General features: G+C 70.6%; 21 protein-coding genes and 1 tRNA gene. 6 read left to right on the top strand and 16 right to left on the bottom strand.

Annotated features, from left to right (window positions below):
• Nucleotides 1-249 precede the first annotated feature (249 nt).
• The 3 genes from ACZ6QO_RS16110 to bcp form a co-directional block, all read right to left on the bottom strand.
• Nucleotides 250-1,344, bottom strand: coding sequence for a hypothetical protein (locus tag ACZ6QO_RS16110; RefSeq protein WP_465851348.1), 1,095 nt, complete (start codon nucleotides 1,342-1,344; stop codon nucleotides 250-252).
• A 33-nt stretch (nucleotides 1,345-1,377) separates the two neighbouring features.
• Nucleotides 1,378-1,453: transfer RNA gene (locus tag ACZ6QO_RS16105), tRNA-Leu, on the bottom strand.
• Nucleotides 1,454-1,507: 54 nt separating this feature from the next.
• Entirely contained in the window at nucleotides 1,508-1,981 is a 474-nt protein-coding gene (gene bcp / locus ACZ6QO_RS16100) for a thioredoxin-dependent thiol peroxidase (protein WP_465851346.1), read from the bottom strand.
• A 124-nt stretch (nucleotides 1,982-2,105) separates the two neighbouring features.
• On the opposite strand from bcp, the gene ACZ6QO_RS16095 reads away from it, so the two are divergent.
• Nucleotides 2,106-2,450, top strand: coding sequence for a DUF3618 domain-containing protein (locus ACZ6QO_RS16095; protein ID WP_465851344.1), 345 nt, complete (start codon nucleotides 2,106-2,108; stop codon nucleotides 2,448-2,450).
• Between the two features lie 48 nt (nucleotides 2,451-2,498).
• Here ACZ6QO_RS16095 and ACZ6QO_RS16090 read toward each other — a convergent pair whose 3' ends face one another.
• From ACZ6QO_RS16090 to ACZ6QO_RS16050, 9 genes are all read right to left on the bottom strand, one after another.
• Nucleotides 2,499-3,281 carry an SDR family NAD(P)-dependent oxidoreductase gene (locus ACZ6QO_RS16090; RefSeq protein WP_465851342.1) on the bottom strand — a complete coding sequence of 261 codons (783 nt, stop codon included), beginning with the start codon at nucleotides 3,279-3,281 and terminating at the stop codon, nucleotides 2,499-2,501.
• 203 nt (nucleotides 3,282-3,484) lie between these two features.
• Nucleotides 3,485-4,930, bottom strand: a complete 1,446-nt coding sequence (locus tag ACZ6QO_RS16085) for an RNA polymerase subunit sigma-70 (RefSeq protein WP_465851341.1) — start codon at nucleotides 4,928-4,930, stop codon at nucleotides 3,485-3,487.
• 320 nt (nucleotides 4,931-5,250) lie between these two features.
• Nucleotides 5,251-6,438, bottom strand: coding sequence for an amino acid deaminase/aldolase (locus ACZ6QO_RS16080; RefSeq protein ID WP_465851340.1), 1,188 nt, complete (start codon nucleotides 6,436-6,438; stop codon nucleotides 5,251-5,253).
• A 37-nt stretch (nucleotides 6,439-6,475) separates the two neighbouring features.
• A complete protein-coding gene (locus ACZ6QO_RS16075) occupies nucleotides 6,476-7,855 on the bottom strand; it encodes a hypothetical protein (RefSeq protein WP_465851338.1) in 1,380 nt (459 codons plus the stop codon).
• A gap of 560 nt (nucleotides 7,856-8,415) precedes the next feature.
• Complete coding sequence (locus ACZ6QO_RS16070) at nucleotides 8,416-9,846, bottom strand: dihydrolipoyl dehydrogenase family protein (RefSeq protein WP_465851336.1); 1,431 nt, start codon at nucleotides 9,844-9,846, stop codon at nucleotides 8,416-8,418.
• A gap of 221 nt (nucleotides 9,847-10,067) precedes the next feature.
• Nucleotides 10,068-13,229 (bottom strand): hypothetical protein, encoded by a 3,162-nt coding sequence (locus ACZ6QO_RS16065; protein WP_465851334.1) that lies wholly within the window; start codon nucleotides 13,227-13,229, stop codon nucleotides 10,068-10,070.
• Nucleotides 13,230-13,248: 19 nt separating this feature from the next.
• Nucleotides 13,249-14,118, bottom strand: coding sequence for an SIR2 family NAD-dependent protein deacylase (locus tag ACZ6QO_RS16060; protein WP_465851610.1), 870 nt, complete (start codon nucleotides 14,116-14,118; stop codon nucleotides 13,249-13,251).
• A 68-nt stretch (nucleotides 14,119-14,186) separates the two neighbouring features.
• Nucleotides 14,187-14,321 (bottom strand): hypothetical protein, encoded by a 135-nt coding sequence (locus ACZ6QO_RS16055; protein WP_465851333.1) that lies wholly within the window; start codon nucleotides 14,319-14,321, stop codon nucleotides 14,187-14,189.
• Between the two features lie 460 nt (nucleotides 14,322-14,781).
• Nucleotides 14,782-15,183 (bottom strand): ATP-binding protein, encoded by a 402-nt coding sequence (locus ACZ6QO_RS16050; RefSeq protein WP_465851331.1) that lies wholly within the window; start codon nucleotides 15,181-15,183, stop codon nucleotides 14,782-14,784.
• A 179-nt stretch (nucleotides 15,184-15,362) separates the two neighbouring features.
• Here ACZ6QO_RS16050 and ACZ6QO_RS16045 point away from each other — a divergent pair, with 179 nt between their 5' ends.
• Complete coding sequence (locus ACZ6QO_RS16045) at nucleotides 15,363-16,211, top strand: helix-turn-helix domain-containing protein (RefSeq protein ID WP_465851330.1); 849 nt, start codon at nucleotides 15,363-15,365, stop codon at nucleotides 16,209-16,211.
• Complete coding sequence (locus ACZ6QO_RS16040; protein ID WP_465851329.1) at nucleotides 16,180-16,374, top strand: DUF397 domain-containing protein; 195 nt, start codon at nucleotides 16,180-16,182, stop codon at nucleotides 16,372-16,374. Before ACZ6QO_RS16045 ends, ACZ6QO_RS16040 begins: the two co-directional genes overlap by 32 nt.
• 189 nt (nucleotides 16,375-16,563) lie before the next feature.
• On the opposite strand, the gene ACZ6QO_RS16035 is transcribed toward ACZ6QO_RS16040, so the two are convergent.
• From ACZ6QO_RS16035 to ACZ6QO_RS16020, 4 genes are all read right to left on the bottom strand, one after another.
• Complete coding sequence (locus tag ACZ6QO_RS16035; RefSeq protein ID WP_465851328.1) at nucleotides 16,564-19,251, bottom strand: M48 family metalloprotease; 2,688 nt, start codon at nucleotides 19,249-19,251, stop codon at nucleotides 16,564-16,566.
• Between the two features lie 191 nt (nucleotides 19,252-19,442).
• The gene (locus ACZ6QO_RS16030) at nucleotides 19,443-19,850 is read right to left on the bottom strand and encodes a hypothetical protein (protein WP_465851326.1); all 408 of its coding nucleotides are present in this window, start codon (nucleotides 19,848-19,850) and stop codon (nucleotides 19,443-19,445) included.
• Between the two features lie 296 nt (nucleotides 19,851-20,146).
• Nucleotides 20,147-20,353 carry a hypothetical protein gene (locus ACZ6QO_RS16025; RefSeq protein ID WP_465851325.1) on the bottom strand — a complete coding sequence of 69 codons (207 nt, stop codon included), beginning with the start codon at nucleotides 20,351-20,353 and terminating at the stop codon, nucleotides 20,147-20,149.
• A gap of 172 nt (nucleotides 20,354-20,525) precedes the next feature.
• Nucleotides 20,526-21,356 (bottom strand): alpha/beta fold hydrolase, encoded by an 831-nt coding sequence (locus ACZ6QO_RS16020; protein WP_465851323.1) that lies wholly within the window; start codon nucleotides 21,354-21,356, stop codon nucleotides 20,526-20,528.
• A 105-nt stretch (nucleotides 21,357-21,461) separates the two neighbouring features.
• On the opposite strand from ACZ6QO_RS16020, the gene ACZ6QO_RS16015 reads away from it, so the two are divergent.
• The 3 genes from ACZ6QO_RS16015 to ACZ6QO_RS16005 all read left to right on the top strand — a co-directional run bounded on the left by ACZ6QO_RS16015 (nucleotide 21,462) and on the right by ACZ6QO_RS16005 (nucleotide 23,340).
• Nucleotides 21,462-22,268 (top strand): TetR/AcrR family transcriptional regulator C-terminal domain-containing protein, encoded by an 807-nt coding sequence (locus tag ACZ6QO_RS16015; protein WP_465851322.1) that lies wholly within the window; start codon nucleotides 21,462-21,464, stop codon nucleotides 22,266-22,268.
• Between the two features lie 74 nt (nucleotides 22,269-22,342).
• Nucleotides 22,343-22,861 (top strand): RNA polymerase sigma factor, encoded by a 519-nt coding sequence (locus ACZ6QO_RS16010; RefSeq protein WP_465851320.1) that lies wholly within the window; start codon nucleotides 22,343-22,345, stop codon nucleotides 22,859-22,861.
• A complete protein-coding gene (locus tag ACZ6QO_RS16005; RefSeq protein ID WP_465851319.1) occupies nucleotides 22,858-23,340 on the top strand; it encodes a hypothetical protein in 483 nt (160 codons plus the stop codon). The genes ACZ6QO_RS16010 and ACZ6QO_RS16005 overlap by 4 nt, the downstream gene beginning before the upstream one ends.
• Nucleotides 23,341-23,435 lie beyond the last annotated feature (95 nt).

Genomic DNA, 23,435 nt, shown 5'->3' with positions numbered 1-23,435 from the left:
ACAGCGGGGAGGCACAAGAAGACAGGCCCCCCTCCCCCCCCCCCCCACCCCCCCCCCCCCCCCCCCCCCCCCCCCCCCCCCCCCACCCCGAGGACCCTCACCTTTCTCTCTTGCCCACGCTTGACGCCCTCTGCCCAGCGGGCTGACGCGGAAAGAGCCGCCTCCACGACGTGGAGGCGGCTCTCGTCGTCCCGGCGCCTTTCGCGCCACCTCAGCGGACGCCGTCCGCTGGTCTCGACGGGGGTGCCCTCAGCGGACGTGCTTGGTCGCCTCGACCGTGGCGTCCTCGGCGTAGGCCCAGTTGTCCGCCACGGTGCGCAGCGCGGGCAGCCACTTCCCTGGCTCGTCCCGTCCCGCCGTGAGATGGCGCACCGCGCCGTCGCGCATGCCGGCGCAGACGAAGGCGAGGTGCATGCCCGCCGCGCCGAACCCCGGCACGCCCACGTCGTTGCCCCGCGCCAGTTCACACGCCTTGTCGAGCGTCCCGGAGGCGCTCGCGTCGAGGTCGCGGCCGAGGGCCTCAAGGGAGCGGTGGTCGATGCGCTTCATCTCGCCGAGCTGGGCGGCCGTCGCCCCGCGGTACCCCTCGGGCGGGGTCTCGCCGTCGGGCAGGTGCGCCGGCCACAGCACCGGACGCACGCTCTCGCGCATGGTCGGCGCGGCACGCCAGAAGGTCTGGTACCCGCCGAGGCCGCCGCCCACCGTCGCCACCCCCGCGGCCGTCGTCCCCGTCAGCGCCCCCTGGGACAACCCGAGCCGGACGGCGAGCCCGGACAGCACCGAGGCGGCCGCGCTGTTGACCTTGGCCATGCTCGCCACCATCCCGCGGACGACGACGCCGGCCTCGACCATGGCCTTGTTGGCCACGTAGGTGGTGCCCGCGCCGATGCCCGGCATCACCGCGGTGGCGAGATAGGGCGCGACGAAGTTGAGCAGCGAGGACCCGATGACCGCCGAGGACAGGCCGAGCCCGGTGTAGGCCCAGGCGCTCGCCTTCAGCGCGCCGTTCATCTCGTCGTACATGCCGGCCGCCTGGGCGAGCGCCGTCTGGTACGGCCGCAACCGGTTGGCCATGAAGGCGTCGCGGCCCTTCTCCGACCAGTGGTCGGAGCGGGCGCGGTTCGTCACGGCGTCCGTCATCTGCTCGCCGGCCTGCCGGACGAGCTTGGCGACCTCGGTGTACCGATCGCCCGCGTGCCACATCTGGGCCGGGTCGGACACCACCGACAGCAGCATCAGGGCGACGGGCCAGCCCAGCGGGAACACGATCGCGGCGCTGGTGGCGTTGGCGGCGCCCCACACGCTCGGCGTTGAGGTGACGACGTCTCCGAACGTGGCGCCCATGTTGATCGCTCCCCTGGGGCGATGACGAACGACTGGTGGGGTCGGTGGGATTCGAACCCACACTGTCAGGTACCTAAAACCTGTGCCTCTGCCATTGGGCTACGACCCCGGGCCTGTGCGGCTTGCGCCATCCTAATTGAGCACGCCGCTTTCGCCGTACCGATCAGGCGAGACCGAGATCTTTGCGCAGGCGCGCGACGTGCCCGGTGGCCTTCACGTTGTACAGGGCCTTCTCGAGCTTGCCGTCGGCGTCGATGACGAAGGTCGAGCGCAGCACGCCGACCGTCGTTCTGCCGTACATGGTCTTCTCGCCGTAGGCCCCGTACGCCTGGTGGACCGCGAGCTCGGGGTCGGAGAGCAGCGGGAAGGTCAGCGCGTCGCGCTCGGCGAACTTCGCGAGCTTCTGCGGGGTGTCCTTCGAGACGCCCAGCACGACGAAGCCCGCGGCGGTCAGCGATGCCAGGCTGTCGCGGAAGTCGCACGCCTGCTTCGTGCACCCGGGCGTCATCGCCGCAGGGTAGAAGTAAAGGATGACCCGCTTGCCGTGGAAGGACGAAAGGCTGGTGGCCTTGCCCTCGGAGTCGGGCAGGGTGAAGTCGGGTGCGGCGTCGCCGGGCTCGAGTCTCGTCTGCGTCACGCGAACCAACCTACCGGCACGCCCACCGTGCCGGGTGGTCACCCGACCTGACAGACTGATCGCTGCAACGTAGCGGCGAGCCGGGCGAGGGCGGCTCGCCCGGGAGATAGAGAAGGGGATCGTCATGGCGGACACCGATCCCGAGGCGCTCGAGAAGGAAATCGAGCGCACCCGGGCGGAGCTTGCTGTCACCGTCGACGCCATCGTGGACCGCGTCAGCCCCAAGCGGGTCGCCGGGCGCGGCGTCGCCAGGGTCAAGGCCAACGCCGAGCAGCTCGTCACCGCGGCCCGCGACATGATCGGCGGCACGGCCTACCCGCGAGGCTCGGCGCAGTACGGCCCCTACGGCGAGGACGACGGCTGGCAGGACGACTCCCCGGCGCGCAACATCGCGCCGATCCTGATCGGCGTGGGCGCGGTCGTGGTCGTGGGCGCCGCCTTCGCCCTCTGGCGCCGCCGCCGCCGCTGAACGGCCCCAGCGCGCGGTCTGAGCGGCCGGTGAGCTCATCCCCACGGGTCAGCTGGGGAACATGCCCGCGGTGGCGTTGACCCACGTGCCCGTGATGGCGCGACCGGCGTCGGAGGCCAGGAACGTCGCCAGAGCGGCGATGTCGGCGATCCGCGGCGAGCGCTTCGTCATCCGCAGGCTGTCGAGGTGCCCGCGGATGCCCTGAACGGCGGCCTCGTCCATGAGTGGGGCGCCCGCGGCGGCCAGCTTCTCCGGCGTGAGGGTGTCGGTGACGCCGGCCGTCCAGATGCCGCAGACGCGCACGCCGGCCGGGCCCGCCTCCTGGGCGAGCTGACGGATCAGCGCGTCGATCGCGCCGTCGGCCGCGCCGGTGCCGCCCATCATCGGGCTGCCGTTGCCCGAAGCACTGTTCAGGGACAGAATCACCCCCGACCCTTGGGCGGTCATCAGGCGAGCCGCGGTACGGGCGGTGATGAACTGGCAGGTGATGCCCCGTACGACCGGCCGCGTGTAGTCCTCCACCGACATCTCGGTGAGCGGCACGCCCTGGAAGTCCCCGCGTGGGACGAGGTTGACAGAGACGTCGAGGCGGCCGGCCCGCTCGACCACCGACGCCGCGTGGGCCTCGACGGCGGCCTCGTCACCGGCGTCGAGGACGTCGTACTCGGCGCCGATGTCGGCGGCGGCCTTCCGCAGCGTGGCCTCCGTGCGGCCGGCCAGGAACACCCGCGCGCCGGCCTGCGTGTACGCCTTCGCGACGCCCGCCCCCAGCGAACCCGCTCCGCCGTAGATGATCGCGATCTTGTCCTGCAGCATGATTGCCTTGTCCATTCAGCCAAGGGCGCCGTATGCGCCCGACATCTCATAGGACGTGGCTCGCACGGGGAATCATCGGTCCCGGCCGGCCGTGCGCGAATGATCATCGATCGCGGCCACCGGCACTTCAGAACGGCACACGCCGCACAAGCACGTGCGCTCAGAGGATCACGCGTCGGAGGGATCACGGGCCTCAGAGGACCACGGACCTCGGAGGATCACACGCTTCCGAGGGTCATCGGCAGCCCGAACGCGGCGAACAGGTGCGGCTCGAACGTGGTGATCTCGGCGATCCGGCCGTCCTCGACGCGCAGCACATCGATCAGTTGCGCACGGAAGACGCTGGTGCCGGGCCTGCGGAGGTAGCCGGCGACCGCGGGCTGACCGTTGGCGCGCACCGGCAGGTGCCGCCAGTGCCCGGCGAACGCCGGCGACGCCGGATCCAGGTTCGGCCGGACGAACGCGAAGATCGCGTCGCGGGTGGTGAACCAGAACGGGTTCGGCGGCATGGTGAGCACCGCGTCCGCGCGCACCAGGTCCACCATGGCGTCCACGTCGGCCCGGGCGGCCGCCTCCATGTAGCGCTGCAGCAGGGCCAGATCCTCGGCGCTCGGCTCGCTCGCCGACCAGTCCTCGCGTCGCCCCGGCAACGCCTCTCTGAGGGCTGACCTGCCTCGCTGGAGCGCGCTGTTCGCCGAGGCCAGGCTGCTGTCCAGAAGGTCGGCCGTCTCCCGCGCCGACCATCCGGCGACATCGCGCAGGATCACCGCCGCTCGTTGCCGCGGGGGCAGATGCTGGATCGCGGCCAGGAAGACCAGTTCGAGGGTCTCGCCCGCCACGGCCTCCGCGTCCGGTTCGTGCTGGACAGCGGGAATCTCGGGCAACTGATCGTCGGGGAACGGCTGGAGCCACGGCAGCCGTGGCGGCGGCGGCCCATCTCCGGACTCGATGCCCGGCACCGGCTCATAGACGGTCGGGCGCCGGTTGTGCTTGCGCAGGAAGTCGAGGCATATATTGGTGGTGATCTTGTAGAGCCAGGCCCGCGGGTTGTCGACGGCCTGCAGCGTCTCCCGGGCCCGCCAGGCGCGCAGGAAAGCCTCCTGAGTGAGGTCCTCCGCCTCGTCGTACGAGCCGAGCAGCCGGTAGCAGTGCACCCGCAACTCGGCTCGGTGCCTCTCGATGAGGTCCGTGTAGGCGTCCTCCCCGTGTTTCGTCACGCCGTCGGACGTGACGCTTTCCGAGCCGTTCGCGACGAACGCGGTGGCGTATTCCTCATCGTCCGTGACGAATGCGGTGACGTTTTCCCCGTCATCCGTGACGAATGCGGGGACGTTTTCCGTATCGTCCCTGCCATCCGTGTCGAGTGCCGTGGCGGCCGGGAGGGCGGTGGAGTCCTGGCGAGCCTGCCGGGCCAGGCGGCGCAACTGTGCGAACCGTGTCGAAAGTGCTTCGACATCGGCGTGGAACAGGGGCGGGGGTTCCGTCCGCACCCGGCGCAACCGGTCGGCGAGGTCGGTGATCAGTTCTTTGAAAGGGGTGCCGGCCGACTGCCGCCGCTCGCGGTAGGCGCGCTGCCGGCAGGCCTGGGAGCAGTACGACGCCGTCCGCCCCGGCCCGCCGCCGCTCTCGATCGGACGGCCGCACGCCTGGCACTTCCCTGTCATGGCCCCCTACGCTATAGCTCCGCGGACCCCGATCGGACGTCCCGGCCGACGTTGGTCGTAGTGCCGCGGGCGCGCTGACGGCCGTGCCACTTGGTCCGCCGTATCCGCCACCAGAGACCACTGCCGGGCGCCTCGAATTCTTGGTCGCGTCGCGACCTACCCGACTTGCGGGCGGCGGAGGTGCTCAGAACTCGATGACCAGCCGTCCCCGGGTGCCGCCCGCCGCAAGGACGCGGTGGGCCTCGGGCGCCTGTTCGGGCGGAAGTGGCGGCAACCCGCAGGGTCACGCGTCGCCGGGGCCTCTGGGACATTCGGAGGGGTCAGAGGAAGGTCTTGCCTTCGCCCCGGTAGGTCGGGACGGTCTCGACCACCCGGTCGCCCTCGATGAGATGCAGCGCGTCGAAGCGTTCGCACAGTTCGCCCGCCTTGGCGTGGCGGAACCACACGCGGTCCCCGATGCGCAGCTCATGGGCGGCACGGCCGAGCAGCGGGGTCTGCACTTCGCCCGCGCCCTCGCGGTCGTCGTAGCGCAGCCCGGCGGGCAGGTACGGCTGCGGCAGGCGCGACGGGCCGGGGGAGCCGGAGGCGTGGTAGCCGCCGCCGAGCACGGTGACCACTCCCGGGCCGGGCAGGCGCACGACGGGGAGCGCGAACAGCGCGGCGGGCCGCCCGGTGAAGCCTCGGTAGAAGTCGAACAGGCGGGGGTGGTAGAACCCCGACCCGGCGGCGACCTCGGTGACCGCCTTCTCCCGCGTGGTCTTCTCCAGCGAGCCGGTGCCGCCTCCGTTGACGAACTCCAGGTCGGCGACCTGCCGGACGGCCTCGACGATCCGGCCCCTGCGGACGATCAGCTCGCGCTGCGAGCTGGTCTGCATCCAGCGGACCGCCCGGCCGTACGGGCCGGGCAGGCGATCGCCCACCCCCGCGATCTGCGCCTCGTACGCCATCAGGCCGACCAGCCGGAACCCGGGACGCTTGGCCACCAGGGCGGCCAGGTCGGCCGCCTGGTCGGGTTCCCGGACCGGGGAGCGAAGCACTCCGGCGCGCATCCGGCCGGCGAAGGCCACGAAAGCCGCGTCTATCTCCAGGCATATGCGGATCTCCTGGCGGGACGGCACGCCGGCGGTCGCCTCGTCGATCAGGTCGAGATGTTCGGCGCTGTCGACCATCACCGTGATCTCGCGAGCGGCGCGCGCGTCGCCTGCGAGTCGCGCCAGCGACTGCCGGTCCGCCGTCGGGTAGGCGACGAGGATGTCGGCGAAGCCCTCTGCGGCCAGCCACAGGGCCTCGGGGAGCGTGAACGCCATGACGCCGGCGAAGCCGTCCATCTCCAGCACGTTCCGCAGGACCGCCCGGCAGCGGATCGACTTGCTGGCCACCCTGATCGCCTTGCCCCGGGCGCGCCGGGCCATCGACGCGGCGTTGTCCCTCAGTGCGGCGAGATCGAGGATCGCGAACGGAGGGTCGAGATCGGCGGTGGCGCGGTCATAACGCTGGCGCTCGTCCATGCCCGAAGCATAGGTGCGCGACAGAGATGAGCCTAGATCACGTTAGCCCCCTGTAACCCACGCCGGCCCCGCGATGCGGCCGGCGCGAACCGCGTCGCAGACCTTGGAACGCCAGGCCCGCCGCCAGGCATGCGACCGGGATGACCGGAACGACGTACCGGTGGTCGAAGGCGGCGATCAGCGGCGGCAGCAGGAGCAGCGTGATGGCCACCGCCCACGGCAGCAGCACCGGACCGCCCAGCCGCCGCCACCGCACCAGCACCCCGACCAGGCCGATGAGCACGATGACCGCGAGGAGCGGGCCGCGAAGATACCCCTGTGCCTGATAGGCGCGCAGCAGCCTCCCGTAAGGCTCGACGAGCCGGGTGTCGGCCCGGCGGCCCTGGTATGCGGCCGTGAGCTGGGGGGCGGAGCGACCCGAGGAGGCGATCTTGCCGGTGAAGGGCTTGACCGTGTCGGGGAAGACATAGGCGCTCTGCGGGCCGGGGGCCGGATAGACCCGGCGGGTCCATTCGAAGCTCCACATGGCGTCGCGCAGGCCGGTCATCAGGAAGTCCACCGGCTGGGCCATGATGGCCTGCTTGGCGAACGCGCCGGTCAATCGCTCGCGGTCGGCGTCCTTCTTCACCCGGGCGAGCGGGGAGTCGGGCTCCCAGATATAGGACGGGGGAGCGGGCCGCTGATCGGGAGCGCCGGCCGGGCAGAGAACCCGCTCGTCACCGGCGGGCTTGATCGTCGCGCAGTCGGCGAAGCTCATCGTGCGCGCCCAGAGCCACACGTTGCTGCCGCCGAGACCATAGGAGCCGTAGGCGCTGTGGTACCAGACGGCGTAGCCGCCGACGCCGAGGACGGCGGCGAGCGCGCAGGCGACCAGGGCACGCGGCCCGGACCTTGCCAGCAGCATGCAGACGAGCACGACGACGAGCACGGGGAGCCCGACGGTGCGGGTGAGGGTGGCCGCCATGAGCAGCGCCCCCGCGGCGACGGCCGTCCACACCGTGGGCCGTTCACGCCACATCAGCGCCGTCACCGCCGCCGTCACCAGGAAGGTGAACAGCAGATCGGCCATCACCAGGTGTTCGAGCTGGATCATGTGCGCGTCCAGCAACACCGGGACGGCGGCGAGCGTCGCCCCCCAGCCGGGCAGCCGGGCGCGGCGACGCAGGACGGCGTACACGCAGACCGCCATGGCCAGCCCGAGGAGATGCTGGACGGCGATGACGGCGGTGAAACTGTGCAACGGGCGCAGCACCCACAGGAACAGCGAATACCCGGCGGGCCGGGACTCCAGGGGCTGCGGATCGACCGCCGCGTTCACGTAGACGAAGGAATCTGCCCAGAACCACAGCGCGGGGCGGTAACCCAGCATGGCGAGCAGCCGGAGCGCGACGCCCGCTGCCAGGGCGACCAGGAACACCCAATGAGCCCGCGCTGCGGACAACACCCGCCACGAACGAGCCCCCGGCCCCACGGGCGACTCGGACGGAGCGGGCGACTCGGACGGAGCGGGCGACGCGGACGACGCGGACGACGCGGACGACGCGGACGACGCGGACGCCGGAGCATCGCCGAAAGGCGTCTCGGCCGTGGACCCGTCTGTGCTCGACGCCATGCCCGGCAGCACGGGAACCTCCTCAGACAGACAACAGGTTCCTCATGCTAGGCCGCCCCCCGAACCCTCCCAGCCGGTTATCCACAACCTCCCGGGATCCCGCGCCGGGTCCGTCATGAGGCCCGGCGTGCCTGTCCGGCCGCCCGACACCCATCAGAGAGAACGAGCATCGCTCACGTGGAGTCACGGTCCATAGTGCGCTGTCCACGGGCGGATCACCCTCGTACACCAGCGCTCGCCGGGCCGGGCGCCGTACGGCGACGCCGACGTCGCAGTACCACGACCAGCCGCCCCGGCGCCGACTACATCAGGCGCACAACCGTGAGGAGGACGGCGGCCGGTGAAGGTATGTGGTGGTCGCCTCGTTAGAGGTCGAGGTCCTCCATGAGGCGGAGCCAGGTCTCGCTCACGGTGGGGAACGAGGGCACGGCGTGCCACAGGCGGTCGAGGGGCACCTCGGCGGTGACCGCGATGGTGGCGCTGTGCAGAAGGTCGACCACCCCCGGAGCCACGAAGGTCACGCCGATCAGCACGCGGCGGTCCGCGTCGACCACCGCCTTCGCGCGGCCGGTGTAGTTCTCCGCCTGCAGGTAGGCTCCGGCGACCGCGCCCATGTCGATCTCGGCGACGCGCACCGGGTAACCCGCGGCGCGGGCCTGCTCCTCCGTGAGCCCGACCGCGCAGACCTGCGGGTCGGTGAAGATCACCTGAGGTGCCCCACCGTCGTCGGAGACGTCGCGCATCGACGGCAGGTCGTCGGCCCGGCCGGCCGCGCGGGCGGCGATCACGTCGCCGCAGACGCGGCCCTGGTACTTGCCCATGTGGGTGAGCAGGTTGAGCCCGTTCACGTCGCCGACCGCGTAGAGCCATCCGTCGGGGACGCCCGTCGCGCGCATGCTGGCGTCCACCTCGATCGGGCCGTGCCCGTCCAGGCCGACCGTCTCCAGTCCGATGTCCCCGGCCGCGGCCCGCCGGCCGAGGCCCACCAGAAGCTCGTCCGCCTCGATCTGGGCGCCGTCGTCGAGGCGGACGGTCACCGGTCCGCCCGGCACCGGGCGGTCTACTCGCTCGATGGCACGGCGCACCAGCACGTCGATGCCCGACTCCTGGAACGATTTGGCCAGCATCTCGCCGGCGAACGGCTCGAACCGGGGGAGCAGGCGGTCCCCGCGGATGATGATCGTGGTCTCCATGGCGCCGAGGCCGTGCAGCGCCTGGGACATCTCGCACGAGACGGCCCCGCCGCCCAGCGCGATCAGCCGTTTGGGCACCTGCTGGACGCTCGTCGCCTCCCGGTTGGTCCACGGGCGCGCCTCCCGCAGCCCCGGGATGCCAGGTATGGCCGGATCGCTGCCGGTGGCGATGACGACCGCGTGGCGGGCCCGCAGCGGCCGGACGCCGCCGTCCTCCGCGGTCACCTCGACCATCAGCGGGCCGGCCAGCCGTCCGCGGCCTCGGAAGAAGGTGGCAGGGACGTTCTCGATCCAGCGCACCTGCCCGTCGTCGTTGAGGTACGACACGGCGCGGTCGCGGCGGGCCAGCACTTCGGCGGTGTCGATCGGGCCGCGCACCTCCAGGCCGGGCATCCGGCTCACCTCGGCGGCCAGCTCGACCGGCCGCAACAGCGCCTTGCTGGGAATGCACGCGTAGTAGGCGCACTCGCCGCCCGCCAGGCGCTCCTCCACGACGGCCGCGGTCAGGCCGCCCCGCACGGCGCGCGCAGCGGCGTTCTCGCCCACCGGCCCGGCCCCTATGACGATCACGTCGAAGACGTCGCCCTCGTCGCCCACGGACATCCGCCCTCCCATCGCCACAGGTCACGCCGCTACGGGACCTCTCGTAACCAGCCTTCCCGAGCCGGGCCAAGCGCCGGGCAACAGCGGGCAGTGAGGCGGCATGGACGATGACCCACACCGGCCCGGACGCGGAGGAGCACCGGCTCCATGATGTCCCCGGCGTGGGAGGCAGGGCCGGCCGCGTGCACGCTGTGAGGCGTCGCGAGCGAGGGCGGCGCAGATCATAGGCGCTGGTGATGGAGATGCGGCGCTTCGGGGGGATCGAAGCCGTGCCGCAGAGCAGCGTCCGCCTCGGCATCTCTGCCCTGCGAGCGCAGGACCCGGGTCCAGGCGTCCACCGCGCCGGCGATGCCGCGCTCGATCAGCGTACGCAGATCATCCGCTCTTCCCTGTTCCTCGAGACGGGTCACGAGCTGCCTGGCCGCCCGCTCATCGCCCGCATAGACCGCCGAGCGCAACCTGTGCTCCCACGCCTGCCCCTCGGTCAGCTCGGCAAGCCGCTCCGCGGCCCGGCCGTGTCCCTTCTCAGCCAGGTCACGAAGCTCGTCGGTCCTGTTCTGATCGGCGAGAAGCGCGATCAGCCGCTCGCCGGCGTCGAACAGTCCCGATTCGGTCAGTCGACGCAGGACAGGCAACGCTTCTTCGGTGAGCCCGCGCTCCTCCAGCATGTCCACCAGTCGCCGTCCGGCACGCATGTCTCCATGCTCCAGTAGCGCGCGAAGCACGGGGAGCGTGTCGTCGGATCGGTCTCGCCCGTCCAGGAGCCGGACCAACTGCCACCCGGCGTGCGTGTCGCCTTCGTCGGCCATCGCCCGCAGCTCGGTCGTACGGCCCTGCTCCTCCAGCAACCTGACGAGTCGCCGTCTGGCGTGCGTGTCGCCTTCGTCGGCCATCGCCCGCAGCTCGGTCGTACGGCCCTGCTCCTCCAGCAATCTGACGAGTCGCCACCGGGCGTCCGCGTCTCCGCTCCTGGCCAGGGGACGCAACAGCTCAAGCGCCTCGTCCACCCGGTTCTTCGCCGCATGCAGTCCGGCCAGGCGGGTGACGGCGAAACCGTTGCCCGTCGCCGCCAGGGTGCGAAGTTCGTCCTCTTCGTCGAGCGAGCCGGCCAGCCGCTCGGCCGCGCCTAGGTCGCCCTCAGCCGCCCGGGCGCGCAGCAGTTCGAGCGCGGCCTCACCACGGCCCGATGCCTGCAGCGTCCACAGAAGCCGGTCCAGCGCGTCCCTGTCTCCCTCGGAGATCAGGTCGCGCAGCACTGACTCGGCTTCTCCGGTACGGCCTGCCCGTTCCAAGGCCCGGACGAGTTGCCAGGCGGCACCGGCCCTACCGGCCTCGGTGAGGCGCCGCAGTACGGTTATCAGGTCATCGATCCGTTCCAACTGCGCCAGAGCCCCGGCCAGTCGCCAGGCGGCGCCATGGTGTCCGGCGGCTGCCAGCGGGCTCAGCACCTCCACCACTTCGTCGGTGCGCCCCGCCTGGCGGAGCAGATCCGACAACCGGTCGACCGCGGAGCTGTCGCCCCGGGCGACCCGGGTGCGCAACTCGGCCAGTTCATCGGCTTCATGCTCCTGTCGACGCTGCAGTTCCATGAGGCGTCGAGAGGCTTCGGCGATGCCGCTCTCGGCGAGGTCATGAAGCGTGGCTCGCACGATCGCCGCATCGCCGTGCCTTTCCAATATGTCCCCTAACCGGTCCAGCGCCTCGGCGTTTCCTGCCCGGGCGAGCGCCTCCAGATCCTCGGTGCGTCCCAACTCTGCCAGCAGGCGGACGCGGCGGCGGGCCGCATGGATGTTGTCCAGTTCACCGAGCAACGCCAGGGCGTCTTCCACCTCTCCACGCTGTCGCATCGTCTCCACCAACCGGTCCAGGGCTTCCGCGTTCCCGGCACGGGCGAGTTCGCGCAGAAGGTCGTGGGCCCCCGACCGGTCGCCGTGGCCGTCCAGCAGCCCGATCAGACGTCCCACCGCACCGGTGTCGCCGGACAGCGCTGACGCGCGCAACAGCGGCACGGCGTAGCGCAGTAGCAGCCGATCACAGGCCCCCTCGGCGACTCTGGCCTGGTCATGCGGATCAGTGAGCCACGTCACCAACGCTTCCCACGTGGTGACCGGAATGATCGTCGCGTGCCGCCTGGGTAACAGGTACTCCAGGAGGAAGTCGGCGACCCTGAACTGGTCTTCGCCGATGGGGACGAACGCCGCCGCGGCCCCGAACCGTCCGTCCTGAGCCAGCACGCGGTTCGGCCAGTCGGCCTTGGGCGAGACTCCGACGCGGAGGTAACCCGGCGCGGCCGCGCCGAGCAGCTCGCGGCGAAGCGGGCCGCGTACGCCCAGCCGCACCAGGTCGACGGCCGCGTGGATGACGGCACGGGTCTCCTGCTCGGCGCTGTGGTAGCGGGCGATGCGCTGTGGAGCGGCGGCGATGCTTTGGGTGAGCCCGAAAGCCGCCGAGCCCAACGCGAGCCGGATGCGCGGGTCGCTCTGTGCCGCACGCTCGGCGCGCAGGAGCTCGACCGGCGTGAACTCGGGGTCGACCGGGCAGGGATCGGCCAGATTGAGCAGCTCGCGCTCGTGCCGGTAACGGTCGCGCTCTCGCGTGGGCGGGGCCATGTAGGCGTTGTAGTACTCCGACCACAGGGTGGCGAGCATGATGACGGGTCCTGCCGGCCCGAGCAGTGTCCTGGCGAGCGAGGCTGTCAGACCATGAGGGCCGTCGAAGTAGCGGTGCAGGTTGTCCAGCCAGATCACCGTGTGGGCCGGAGGGGCCTCGGCCAGCCGCCGCAGGACTTCCAAATCGGAGGGTTGCAGCAACCACCAGTCCGGAAGCACTTCCATGGCCGCCTCCATGGCGCTTCGCTTCTTGCCGGTCATGGAATCGCCGACCAGCAGAAAGAAGCCGCCGATGGTGCTACAGGCCGCCAGGCGCGCCCGCAGGCCGCGTGGGCCGTCGTCGAAATGTCGCGGTATGTACTGCGGCAGGTAGCCTTCGGCGCCCTCGGCCTCGATGGCGGCGTGAACGCCCAGATGGCGTGGGTCGGCGTTCCTGACACGGACCGCCCCCGGAGGAGCGGGACCGGCGTCACGCCGTACTCGCTCCCAAGCCTCGTACCACGGCCCACGCATGTCGATCGGGACGCCGCAAGCCCTGAGAAAGGTGGTCAACGTGACCTCGGTGCATTTCCCGCGCTTGAGCAGGTCGCTCAGCGTGCTCGAAGGCAGTCGCCCGCCGAAGTGCCTGGCGCGCTGGTCCAGCTCCGCATAAGACAACGCTCCGCGCAGGGTGTTGAGGGCATCCGCGAATTCCCGGGCCGAATTGACCTTCGCCGGATCGGTGTCGGCGCTCTGGGAACTCGGTCCGGGAGTTGCCCCGCTCTGGTTCTCCATCGGCTCGTCTCCGTGGCGTTCAGTCCGGCCGGATACGCTGCCGGAGTTCCCCGACGAACTCCTGTGACGAGCCCCAGAAGACGGATATGTTCCACCTTTCGAGATATCTTGCTATCCACTGCTGCGTCGCCTCCCGGCCGGCGTGCTCTGGTGGCAGCTGCACGCTCAAGTGGCAGCGACGGTTGATGCCCGGGACCACTCTGAGAAGCACGCTCAACAGCATCCGGAAAGACCAATCTTGCAGGCTGTAGCCGATGAACAGCAGCGGCCTGGTAGTGAGAGCGGCCAAGATCGGGGCCGGCAGCATCTCCTGCCCGGATAGGCCGTGAAGGGGGTGCTGGGCGAGGGTGGTCATGAACTCGAGATAGTCGTCCTCCGTCAGCACCATGGAGAGCGGATCGGCCAGCCTGCCGTGTAAGTGATAGATCATCGGCTGGTCTGATTTCGGATTCCACCCCGCCTCGCTGGTGAACAGCTCTGCTGCGTAGTCGACGTCCGGATGCCAGGGTGCGCTGGCCACGTTGGGTTTTCTCCCGTGCCTGCGCAGAGCTTCGAGCAAGAAGTCGTCATAGTTGGTGGTGAGGTACACGCGGCACGGAACCTCGGCGAACAGGCTGTGCGGGTCGAGCGGATCTTCAATGGGAGATGGATATGCGCGCAACGTTTCGGCGATGCTGTACTTCACGTAGACGGGGTCGCGAGTCTGCATCGCCGCGTACTGTGTGACGCGCGCCAGGTTGTGGCTATCGGAGAACGGATAGCCATATCTGTGGGCCAACTCGCGACTCAGCCCCGCGCCTGTCGGCAGCGCACCGGTGCGGGCTCCTGCCCCCAGAATGGGGGTGCAGTCACCTGTTCTCAGCTGGTCGACCAAGCGTTCCCAGTCCATCTCGTCCACGCGAAGCACCGCCTCACCGTTCAAAACCCTTGGGTACTCCGGGGTTCACGTCGGTGAGTCTAATTCCTCTTCTCGTCATCAATTGGCTCCTCCTCCGGAGGATTCCGCTTGTGCGCGCTGATGAGCTGGACGATCTCGGTGACAAGTGTGACGAAGGCGGTGGCGAGGACGATCGCTTCGGTGACATGCTGCACGGTCGGCTCCTGTAGGTCGGGAGACCTGGAGCACATCCCGTGGGCGCGAGGTCCGGCCACACATCCGGAGCATCCCGGACGGATGTAGCGGAGACCTGCCCTGATCCGGAGAGGTTCGCCGTCCGTCCGGACTGCGGACCGCCGTTCCGGACTTCGGTGGCGCCCGGGAACGCCGATCGCGCCGAGCATGTCGAGACGATTTCGTGGTGAGCACGGAGCCTCCTGGTGGCCCGGGGAGCGGTCCGCTACCCAGCAGTGCTCACTTCCGGCGGCGGTGCCGCGCGGTGCCCGCCGCCCGGCGGCCGGCGTCCGCAACGTCGATCGGTACGCCCCTGCCAGGACGATGGTGAGTTTTCTGCGGCCTTTTCCGTTTCAGCCGTGTTGTTGGGTCTTCCTTCTCGCGGGCTTCGGGAAATGAGCCGTCCCCACCGGGGGGAAATGGGGACGGCCGTTCGTGGCGTCACTCTCGCGAGCGCGCATATCCGACCTGGAACCAGACCGTTCGCCGGCCGTCTTCCTCGTGGACGTCCCAGCGTTGCGAAAGCGTTTCTACGAGCATCAGGCCGCGCCCGCCTTCGGAGTACAGGTCGCCGCGGACGTGCGGCACCGTGTCCCCGCCGGCGTCCACGACGTCGACATGGACCAGGTCGCGGCAGTCGGCGATGGCCAGCGTCACCCTGCCGCCGTCCCGCGAGTCGGAATGGACGACCGCATTGGTGACGACCTCGGAGACCAGGAGCGTCACGTCGTCCAGCGCCGGGTGGCCGTCACCGAGCTTTCGCCGCACATAGTCGCGTGCCAATGAGACCGACTCGGGAATACCGGCGAGTTCGATGACGCCCAGCAGGTTTCCTATCCTCATGCGCTCGCCTATTCGTCTGCTCGCGGGAGTTGGTCCACGCGTCCTGGCCGTTTCGCTTTACCAGAGTGTCAACGGCCACTTACGATCGGTAGCGGAATAGGGGAACTCTCCGTCCACAGTTCCGGTCAGCAAAACGGTCGCCAGACCGAAACAATCCGTTTCGCACGGGTAGGTGATAAATGTCCCCCCAGAAAGAAATAGACCCGCACGAGTCCCCGCGCGCCGTCTTCGCGTTCGAACTGCGCCGCTACCGGCAGGCGGCGGACCTGACGCAGCGGCAGCTCGGCGAGCGCATGGGGTTCTCCGACTCGATGATCAACATGGTCGAGCTGGCCAAGCGCCCGCCGTCTCGCCGCTTCGCCGAACTCTGCGACCAGATCTTCGGCCTCGACGGCACCATGGTCCGCCTCTACACCGCCACGAACTGGAACAAGGCCCCTGAATATCTCAGGCCATGGCTGGAGGAGGAGCAGCACGCCACGAGCTTGAGGACCTGGCAGCCGATGATCATTCCTGGGTTGCTCCAGACGCAGGCGTACACCCGCGAGATCCTGGCCGCCACTCCCGGCATCACCGAGGAGGAATTGGAGAAGAGGCTGGCCAACCGCATGCAACGGCAGGCGATTATGCAACGCGACAGGCCACCCGTGCTGAATGTGGTCGTCGATCAGGCCGTGCTCCACCGGGTGATCGGTGATATAGAGGTCATGCGGGAGCAGCTAAGGCATCTACTTGAGGTCGCCCGGCATCCTCAAGTGACCATCCAGATCGTGCCTGGCACGGTCCGGGCGCACTGCGGGATGGCAGGCGGGTTCATCATCGCCGAACGGAATGGGGCCCCCTATGCCGCCTACACGGATGCCCAGCCCTTCGGGCGCACATTCGATGACCGGCACCTGATCGCCGAGCTCGTTCTTCGATACGACGCGCTCAGGGCCGAGGCGCTCCCGTTCAGCCAATCCCTCCGGCTCCTAGAGGAAACGGTGAAGCAACGTGATGCAGAAGCTTCAGGGTGCACAGTGGCGTAAGAGTAGCCATAGCGCCGATCAGGGCGAATGCGTGGAGGTGGCGACGGATTTTGCGCGACTCCGAGCCCTGCGTGACAGCAAGAACCACGCCATGCCGGCACTTGTCGTCTCTCCCGCTGAATGGGCCGTCTTCCTGGACGGCGTGAAACACGGCGTGATCTGACCGGTACCGAGGCTCGGCCTCGGTCGGCCGGGGCCTGGTCCCCGGCCGATGCCGTGCGGGGACCGTATGGACGATAGCGCGCCGATTCCCGCTACTCGTGGCGTTTCGCGGCTTGGCGAGCGTCAATTCGGCCCCCCGTGCCGCGCGGGCCGATCGACGGTTCACGTCGGTCGGCGAGGGGCCGGAGGATCAGGGAGCAGCAGGGCCACCGCTGACGGTGAGGCTTTCGCAGTACAGCCTGACGGCGGTCTGGGAGTGCCGGAAGGTGAACCGCGTGTCGCGGGCGGGCGGGTAGGCCGCTCTGCCCGCTGCGACGAGGAACGGCCGGTCGCTCTCGCCCAGCAGGGCGAAGGCGGTGGCCCAGGCGACGTAGTAGCGATCACCCCCGATCGTGGACGCCGGGGTGGCGCGTTCGGTCGCGGTGCAGCCTTCGAGCGCCGTGCGGCTACCGGCCGGACCGGGTGGCGGGACGGCCGAGGCGGCGCTCGTCCAGTTGTCCGGAGGCGGTGGCGGGTCGGTGAACCCCCACTGCCACAACCAGAGCGGCACCGTCACCGCGAACCACCCACCCACGCACACGGCGGCGACCAGCGCCAGGAGCCTGCGGGTCCAGGCGCGGCCCGGCCGGGTGACCTGGCCGGCCACGCGTGGCCGGCGGCGCACCGAATCGGCGAGGACGCGGAAGGCGCTCACCAGACCTGCCCCGAGCAGGGCGACCGGGACTCCGGAGGCCGCCGTCGCTACGAGCGTCGTGCCGAGTCCGGTCGTCAGGAACGTGGCGTCGCACCGGGCGAGACCGGCCGAGCATACGGCGACCAGCGGCGGCAGGTACAGAGCCAGAGCGGTGGCGAGCCCGGCGGCCACGGCGGCCAGCACCGCGTGCGAGGGGCCGAGGCCGGCCCGGCCGCCGTCCGCCCTGGCGGCCACGAACGTGCCGGCCAGGAACTGCGTCACCACGATGACCGCCATCACCGCCGCGAACTGCGCCACCAGGCCGCTGACGGCCTGACCGCCCGCATTCATGCCGAAAGCGCGGACGATGCCGATCATCATCCCCTCGGGCGTCACGAGGTTTCCCGCCACGACCACGGCCGTCAGGAGCGCCGCGGGCGCCAGCGCGAACACCGGACGCACCCGCACAGGGGGCAGCATGACGGCGTCGGGAGAGCCCAGGTGCACATCGCGTTCACGCCCGGGCCACCGCTGCCGCAGCCATGAGGCCAGCGGGTAGAGGGCGGCTCCCAGCAGCGCCGTGAGCAGGGCCGCGTCCAGCAACATGCCGAACGTCGGGCTGATCCAGGCAGTGGGATCACGTAAGAGCAAGGCGTTCGAGGTGGTCATGGACCACACGTTCAGGCCCGTGCCGAACACCAGGGCGGCCGGTGTGAGCGCGGCCAGGTAGGAGGGCACCAGCGTGCGGCCGCGCGCGGCCGGAAGCCAGGCGGTGGCCGCCACCGTCAGCCACCGGCACAGAACCAGGCACGACACCAGCAGCACGATCGCCATGAGGACGGCGATGAGCGGCGCGCCCGTTATGGCCTCGGCCCATGACCCGTCGCTCCGCGAGGGCGAGGTGAGCAGGCCGAGGACGATCCCTGCCGCCAGCCCCGTCCCGGCCGCGGTTCCGCGCGGTGCGCGATGTCCGGCGGCCGATGCGCGCAACGTCGAGCGATAGGCGCCGGCGAGGACGATCGCCATGGCCGGGACCGCGTACACCAAGGATGAGAGGAGGTGCGCGTGCAACTCGGAGGTGGTCAGGAGTAGACGCAGCACCGCGGTCAGGTGGGTCGTGCCGAGTCCGACTGCGATGCCGGCGCCGAGCGCTTCGCCGGGGACCCACCTCATCAGCAGCCCCGGGTCGCCGACCACCTTCTCCCGGCGGTCGTCGCGCGGGTGCAGCGGCAGCAGGGCGCGCAGCCAGGGCAGCGGCGGCGACCCCAGGTCGGGGAGCCGGCCGCCGGCGACGGCGGCGCGCACGTCCGCGTAGTGCTCCCGCGAGCGCAGGACGGCCGCGGCCAGCACGGCCACCAGCACGCTCGCCACCAGCGTCCGCGCCGCCACGTCGAGAAGGTTCTCCGGGGCGCCGACCGCCGTGTACACCACGACGGGCACGCCGATCAGCCCGGCGAACACCCAGACGGCGGCTTGGGTGAGGCCGGTGAGATCGACGTCACGGTTGCGCAGGTGTGCCAGTTCGTGCAGGACGACCGCCTCCAGTACCCCCTCGCCGCCCAGCTCCCTGTCGCGATGGAGCGTTCCGACGTTGAGCCTCAGGTAGTAGCGCGGGTAGTGCCCGAAGGCGCGGCCGCCGGGGGCGCGCCGGTTGGCGTCCAGCAGAATGCGCGGCACCCGCCGAAGCCCTTCGCTCCGCGCCAGCCTGCGCACGGTCTCTTGCAGGTCGGGGTGCGTCCGCGGGTCGGCGGGCACGAGATGCTGCCGCCTGATGGTGATCCGCGGCCGCACGACGTGGACGGCGGCGATCACCAGGGCCGTCAGGGCCATCGCGCCGAACCCGGCCATCGCGCGCCGCACCCCGAGGTCGTTCAGGCACGCCAGGTACGACTGGACGAGGGCGTCGGCCTGGGTCGTCGCGGCGGCCGTGTCGGCCGCGACGCCGCATCGGGCGTAGGCGGCCTGCCAGGAGAGGGAGCCGCCCGCGATGAGGTCGAAGGACGATCCCGCGGCGGACAGGGTGATCGTGATCAGCAGGATGAAGCGGGAGACGGTCGCCGCCGGCAGCAGGAACGGATTGACCGGCCGTCCCGCCGCCGTTCTCCCGGCCTTCCCGCTGCTTCCGGGCCTCTCCGGGCTTTCGGTATGCCCGCTGCTCCCGGGGTTCTTCGGGCTTTCGGCACGCCCGCTGCTAGGGGGACTCATCGGACTTTCGGCACGCCCGTTGCTTCCGGCACTCTCTGTGTTCCCGGCGCTCTCCGGACTTCCGGCACTCGCTGTATTCCCGGTGCCGGCCGTGCTTTCGGTGCTCGCTGTGTTCCCGGTGCCGGCCGTGTCTTCCCTGCTTGCCGGACTCTCGGTGCTCTCCGGCCCCCCACTGTTCCGTGCGCCGGTGGTCATGCGGGCGGCGTCCAGTCACGTTTGGCCCAGCGGTCGATCGCGCTGTCGGCCACCGCCTCCGGAGAGGTGATGAAGGGCGCCTGCCTCAGCGCGTCCGTCATCAGCGCGTGGGCCTGGGATGCCTTCTCGGGCGGCAGAGCCGGCAGCGGGTCGTCGGGCGTGGGCTTCTTGCGCCGCCGCCACCAGGCGCGCCCGTTACGGGCGCCGATCAGCAGCCCTTCCGCGGTCAGCCCGCCGATCACGTTCCACAGCAGGTTGGTCAGCGTGGGATCGCCGAGGTCGATGCCGAGGGCTCCCGCCTCGTCCCTGGGCCGCCGTGCGCGGCGTGCGGCGGCGGGCGAGGCGAAGTAGACCTCGGTCATCAGGTCGAATTCGGGAAGCTCCTGGGGGGCGAATTCCGCCACCAGCGCGCGGACGAGTGCGCGTCGATCCCCTGCGGTCCCGAAGTCACGTTCATCCGCATCTAAAGGCACAGGCGCAATCCATCCTCGTCATGCGTGGCCCATCCGGGCCGCCGTACCTGACCTTTCACTTCACTACCCCTGATAAGACGCATTCCGCGCCGGATGGATTACCGGGAATGCGGATCAGGCGCGCCCTTCTCCTCCGGGCGTCGGTGCGCGGATCCGTGCGTCCGTTCGCGGAGTCGGCCGGCCGGGCGATGCGGTGCCCGGCCGGCGCGGTGAGTCCGAGCGGTCGGCTATTTCATGGTGTCGGCCAGGTCGACGAGCGCGGTGGCGGCGCGGAAGAACTTGTTGCGCCCCAGGTCGCCGACCGTCTTGATGTGGAAGGCGTCCCTGAGGAGCTGCGCGTCGCTCTCACTGACCCCGGACAAGGCGGATACGGGAGCCTTGACGAGGTCCGCGAGGCTCTTGTCCTCGTACTCCCGGTCCAGCAGCTTCGACATTTCCGCAGTAATCGCCATAGATCCCCCTGTTGTGTGCTTTGCCGCGATTCATCGGGCACTTCTGGTCTTCCCCGTGGGATAAACCGCCATGGTCAGCTGCGGCCATATCGTGGTCAAGGTGCTTCGCGCCGGCGGCATCGATGGCGCGATGACAGGGGTCGGAGGCGGCCGGTCAGGCGGCCGGTGTCAGTACCGTGTCGGCGAAGTTCTCGATGAGCCGGGCGATCTCGCCGGGATCCTTGAGGTCGGCGCCGTGGTCGCGGCCGCGCATGATGATCCGATCGGCGTCCGGCATCACCCGCTCGATGGCGTCGACTCGATGGATGATGTGCGCGGGGCTGCGGTCGCCGCTCAGCAGGAGCGTGGGAACGCGGATCGTGGCGTAGGTGTCCAGGCGCACGCCGAGCCGGTCGAGCGCTTCGAGGGAGTCGAGCTGGGCCGGGGCCAGCCTGCGGTACTTCGGCACGAGCGCGACGGCCATGCCGGCCAGGACGGCCTGCCAACCGGGCAGGCCGACCGAGCCGCGCAGGAAGACGGCCATCGCCCTGCCGGTTCTGCCCGCCGCGAGCGCCGCCCGCGCCTCCGTCAGGATCCGGCCGCCCTCGCCCGCGAGCGGCGGCCCGACGACGGCGGCCGACTCGAAGATCACCCCGCCGGCGAAGGAGGACGGGGCGGCGGCCAGCGCTTCGAGGGCGACCACGCCGCCGTCGCTGTGGCCGTACAGGACGACCGGTTCGCCGGCCGCGCGCACGACCGCCAGCACGTCCTCGACCTCCTGGGCGATCGTGCAGGGTGAGCCGCCGAGCCGAGGGTCGGACTTGAGGTCCATCCGGTACTGGCGCCGGTGCGGGCGTAGGACCCGGAAGCGCTTGGAGAGGATCTCGGCGAGCTTCTTGCAGCGCGTGCCGTCGTCCAGGCCCGGGTGGAGCAGCACGATGACCGGTCCCTGACCTTCGTCGTACGCGCGGACGTCTGTGCCGTCCGCCGAGCGGGTGATGAGCACGGTGCCTCCGGTTGCCGCCTCGGTGGGGGAGCGCCACTACTCCTTAGCAGTGCTCAATTCTACTTAGCAGCGCTAAGCTAACTTAGCGCTGCTAAGGTGTCAACGATGCATGCGAACAAGCGGCCCGGGCTGAGCCGCCGGACGTTGGTCGACACGGGGCTGCGGCTGCTCGACGAGGTGGGGCTGGACGGGTTGACCGTGCGCAGGCTCGCCGCCGAGCTGGGTGTCCGGTCACCGGCCCTGTACTGGCACGTCCGCACCAAGCAAGAATTGCTCGACGAGATGGCCGACGAGATCATCCGCGCCGCCGGAATGGGGCCGCCCCGGGAGGGGGAGCCCTGGCAGAACTGGCTCGCCCGCCGCGCCCGCGCCTACCGTGCCTCGCTGCTGGCCCACCGCGACGGCGCACGCCTGGTCGCCACCGCCGGCCGGCTGAACCCCGAGACGATGCGGCTGTTCGAGGAGGAACTGTCGGCCATGGTCGGGCGCGGGTTCACCCCTGTGCTGGCGCTGCACACCATCACGGCGATCAGCCACTACGCGACCGGCTTCGTCCTGCAGGAGCAGGCGGAACGCCAGATGCCCCGGCCCGAGCCACCCGAGCAGGATGAGCGAGGTGAGCTGCCCGAGCAGGCTGAACGGCCCGAGCGGGACGAGCACCAGGTGCCCCGGCCAGGGGAGGCGGAGGGAGAAGGGCGGCCCGAACAGGCAGGGCGGCGGTCGGCGGAGGTCGCGGCCGGCCTGGCCGATGGCGTGTGGCCCACCCTTCTCGCCGCCGTCCGCGACGGCGGCGGTTCGGGCGGCGAGGCCGCCTTCGAGCACGGCCTTCGTGTCATCATCGACGGCACCGTCGCCGCCGTCGCCCGCCAGAACGCCGTCCATCCGGCTCGGGCCGCCGCGCCCCCGCATTGAGTCGCCCGAGTGCTCTTCGCCCGGAAATGAACCTCCGCGGCACCGTCGCCGACTGAACAGGCGAAGGAGGGCAGATGAGTGATGAGTTGCTGGTCGTCCGTTGCCAGTTGGGGGAGCGTGAGGCGTTCGCCCAGTTGGTCCGGGCCTGGCACGGTGCGGTCGAGCGCTACGTCCGGCGGATGCTCGCCGGCCCCGACGACGACGTCGTGCAGGAGATCTGGCTCGCGGTGTTCAAAGGGCTGCCCAGGCTGCGGCGGCCCGACCGGTTCGCGCCGTGGTTGTTCACCATCGCCCGCCGTGCGGTGATGAACCGGCTGCGGGACGCGTACGCGCAGCCGGGCCCCGATCCGGTGGACGACCTGCCGGGCCGGGACGAGGCGGAGGACGTCGTCGACCGGGAGGCGCTCGGCGGGGCGCTGGCGGCGCTTCCCGTCCGGGAGCGGGAGGTACTCCTGCTGTTCTATCTCGAAGACCTTCCGCTGGACGCGTGCGCACAGATCTGTGGCATCCCGGTCGGAACCGTCAAGTCGCGACTCAACCGGGCGCGGAGGCTCTTACACCAGGAACTGGTACGGAAGGGGTACGAAGCATGACGCCGGAGGACGTGCTCAAGCGGCTCGACGCGCCGTTGTCGCTGCGGCGGCGGGTCGGATACGTGACGCTGGCCTGCGCGGGACTCGCCGGGAGTGGCCTGGTCGGCACGCTCTGGGCGACCGAGCCGGGGTTGCCGCCGCGGACGAAGATCGCCTTCGCCGTGCTGATGGCGATCGGGCTCTGCTGGGCGGCGTTCGGCGCCTGGGCGGTGATCCGCCGGGCGCCACTGTTCGCCAGGGACCGTGTCGTGGCCGGCTGGATCGGTCTGAGCGCGTGGCTGCTGCTGACGGCAGGCGCGCTCGCCATCACCATCGTGCGGCACAAGATCGATCCCTCGTTGATCGTCGCGGTGCTCACCCTGGGAGTGGTGGCCATCGTCAACCTGCGCACCGCCCGCCGTGTGAGAGCGGCGCTGCTGCGCCGGAAGGAGGAACTGACCTCGCGCGCCGACGCGAGCGGCGACCACAGGGAAGGGTGACTCCCGCACGCCGCTTCTCCGGTTCCCCGGCCGGGGCGCCTCGCCGGCACGTCCACCGGGAGGCCGGATCGCGGTCGGGCCGCCGGGAGGCCTGA

It is taken from the genome of Sphaerisporangium sp. NPDC049457, from assembly GCF_055586705.1.
The sequence above is the reverse complement of the archived record's forward strand: the minus strand, read 5'-3'. Positions and strand labels throughout refer to the sequence as shown.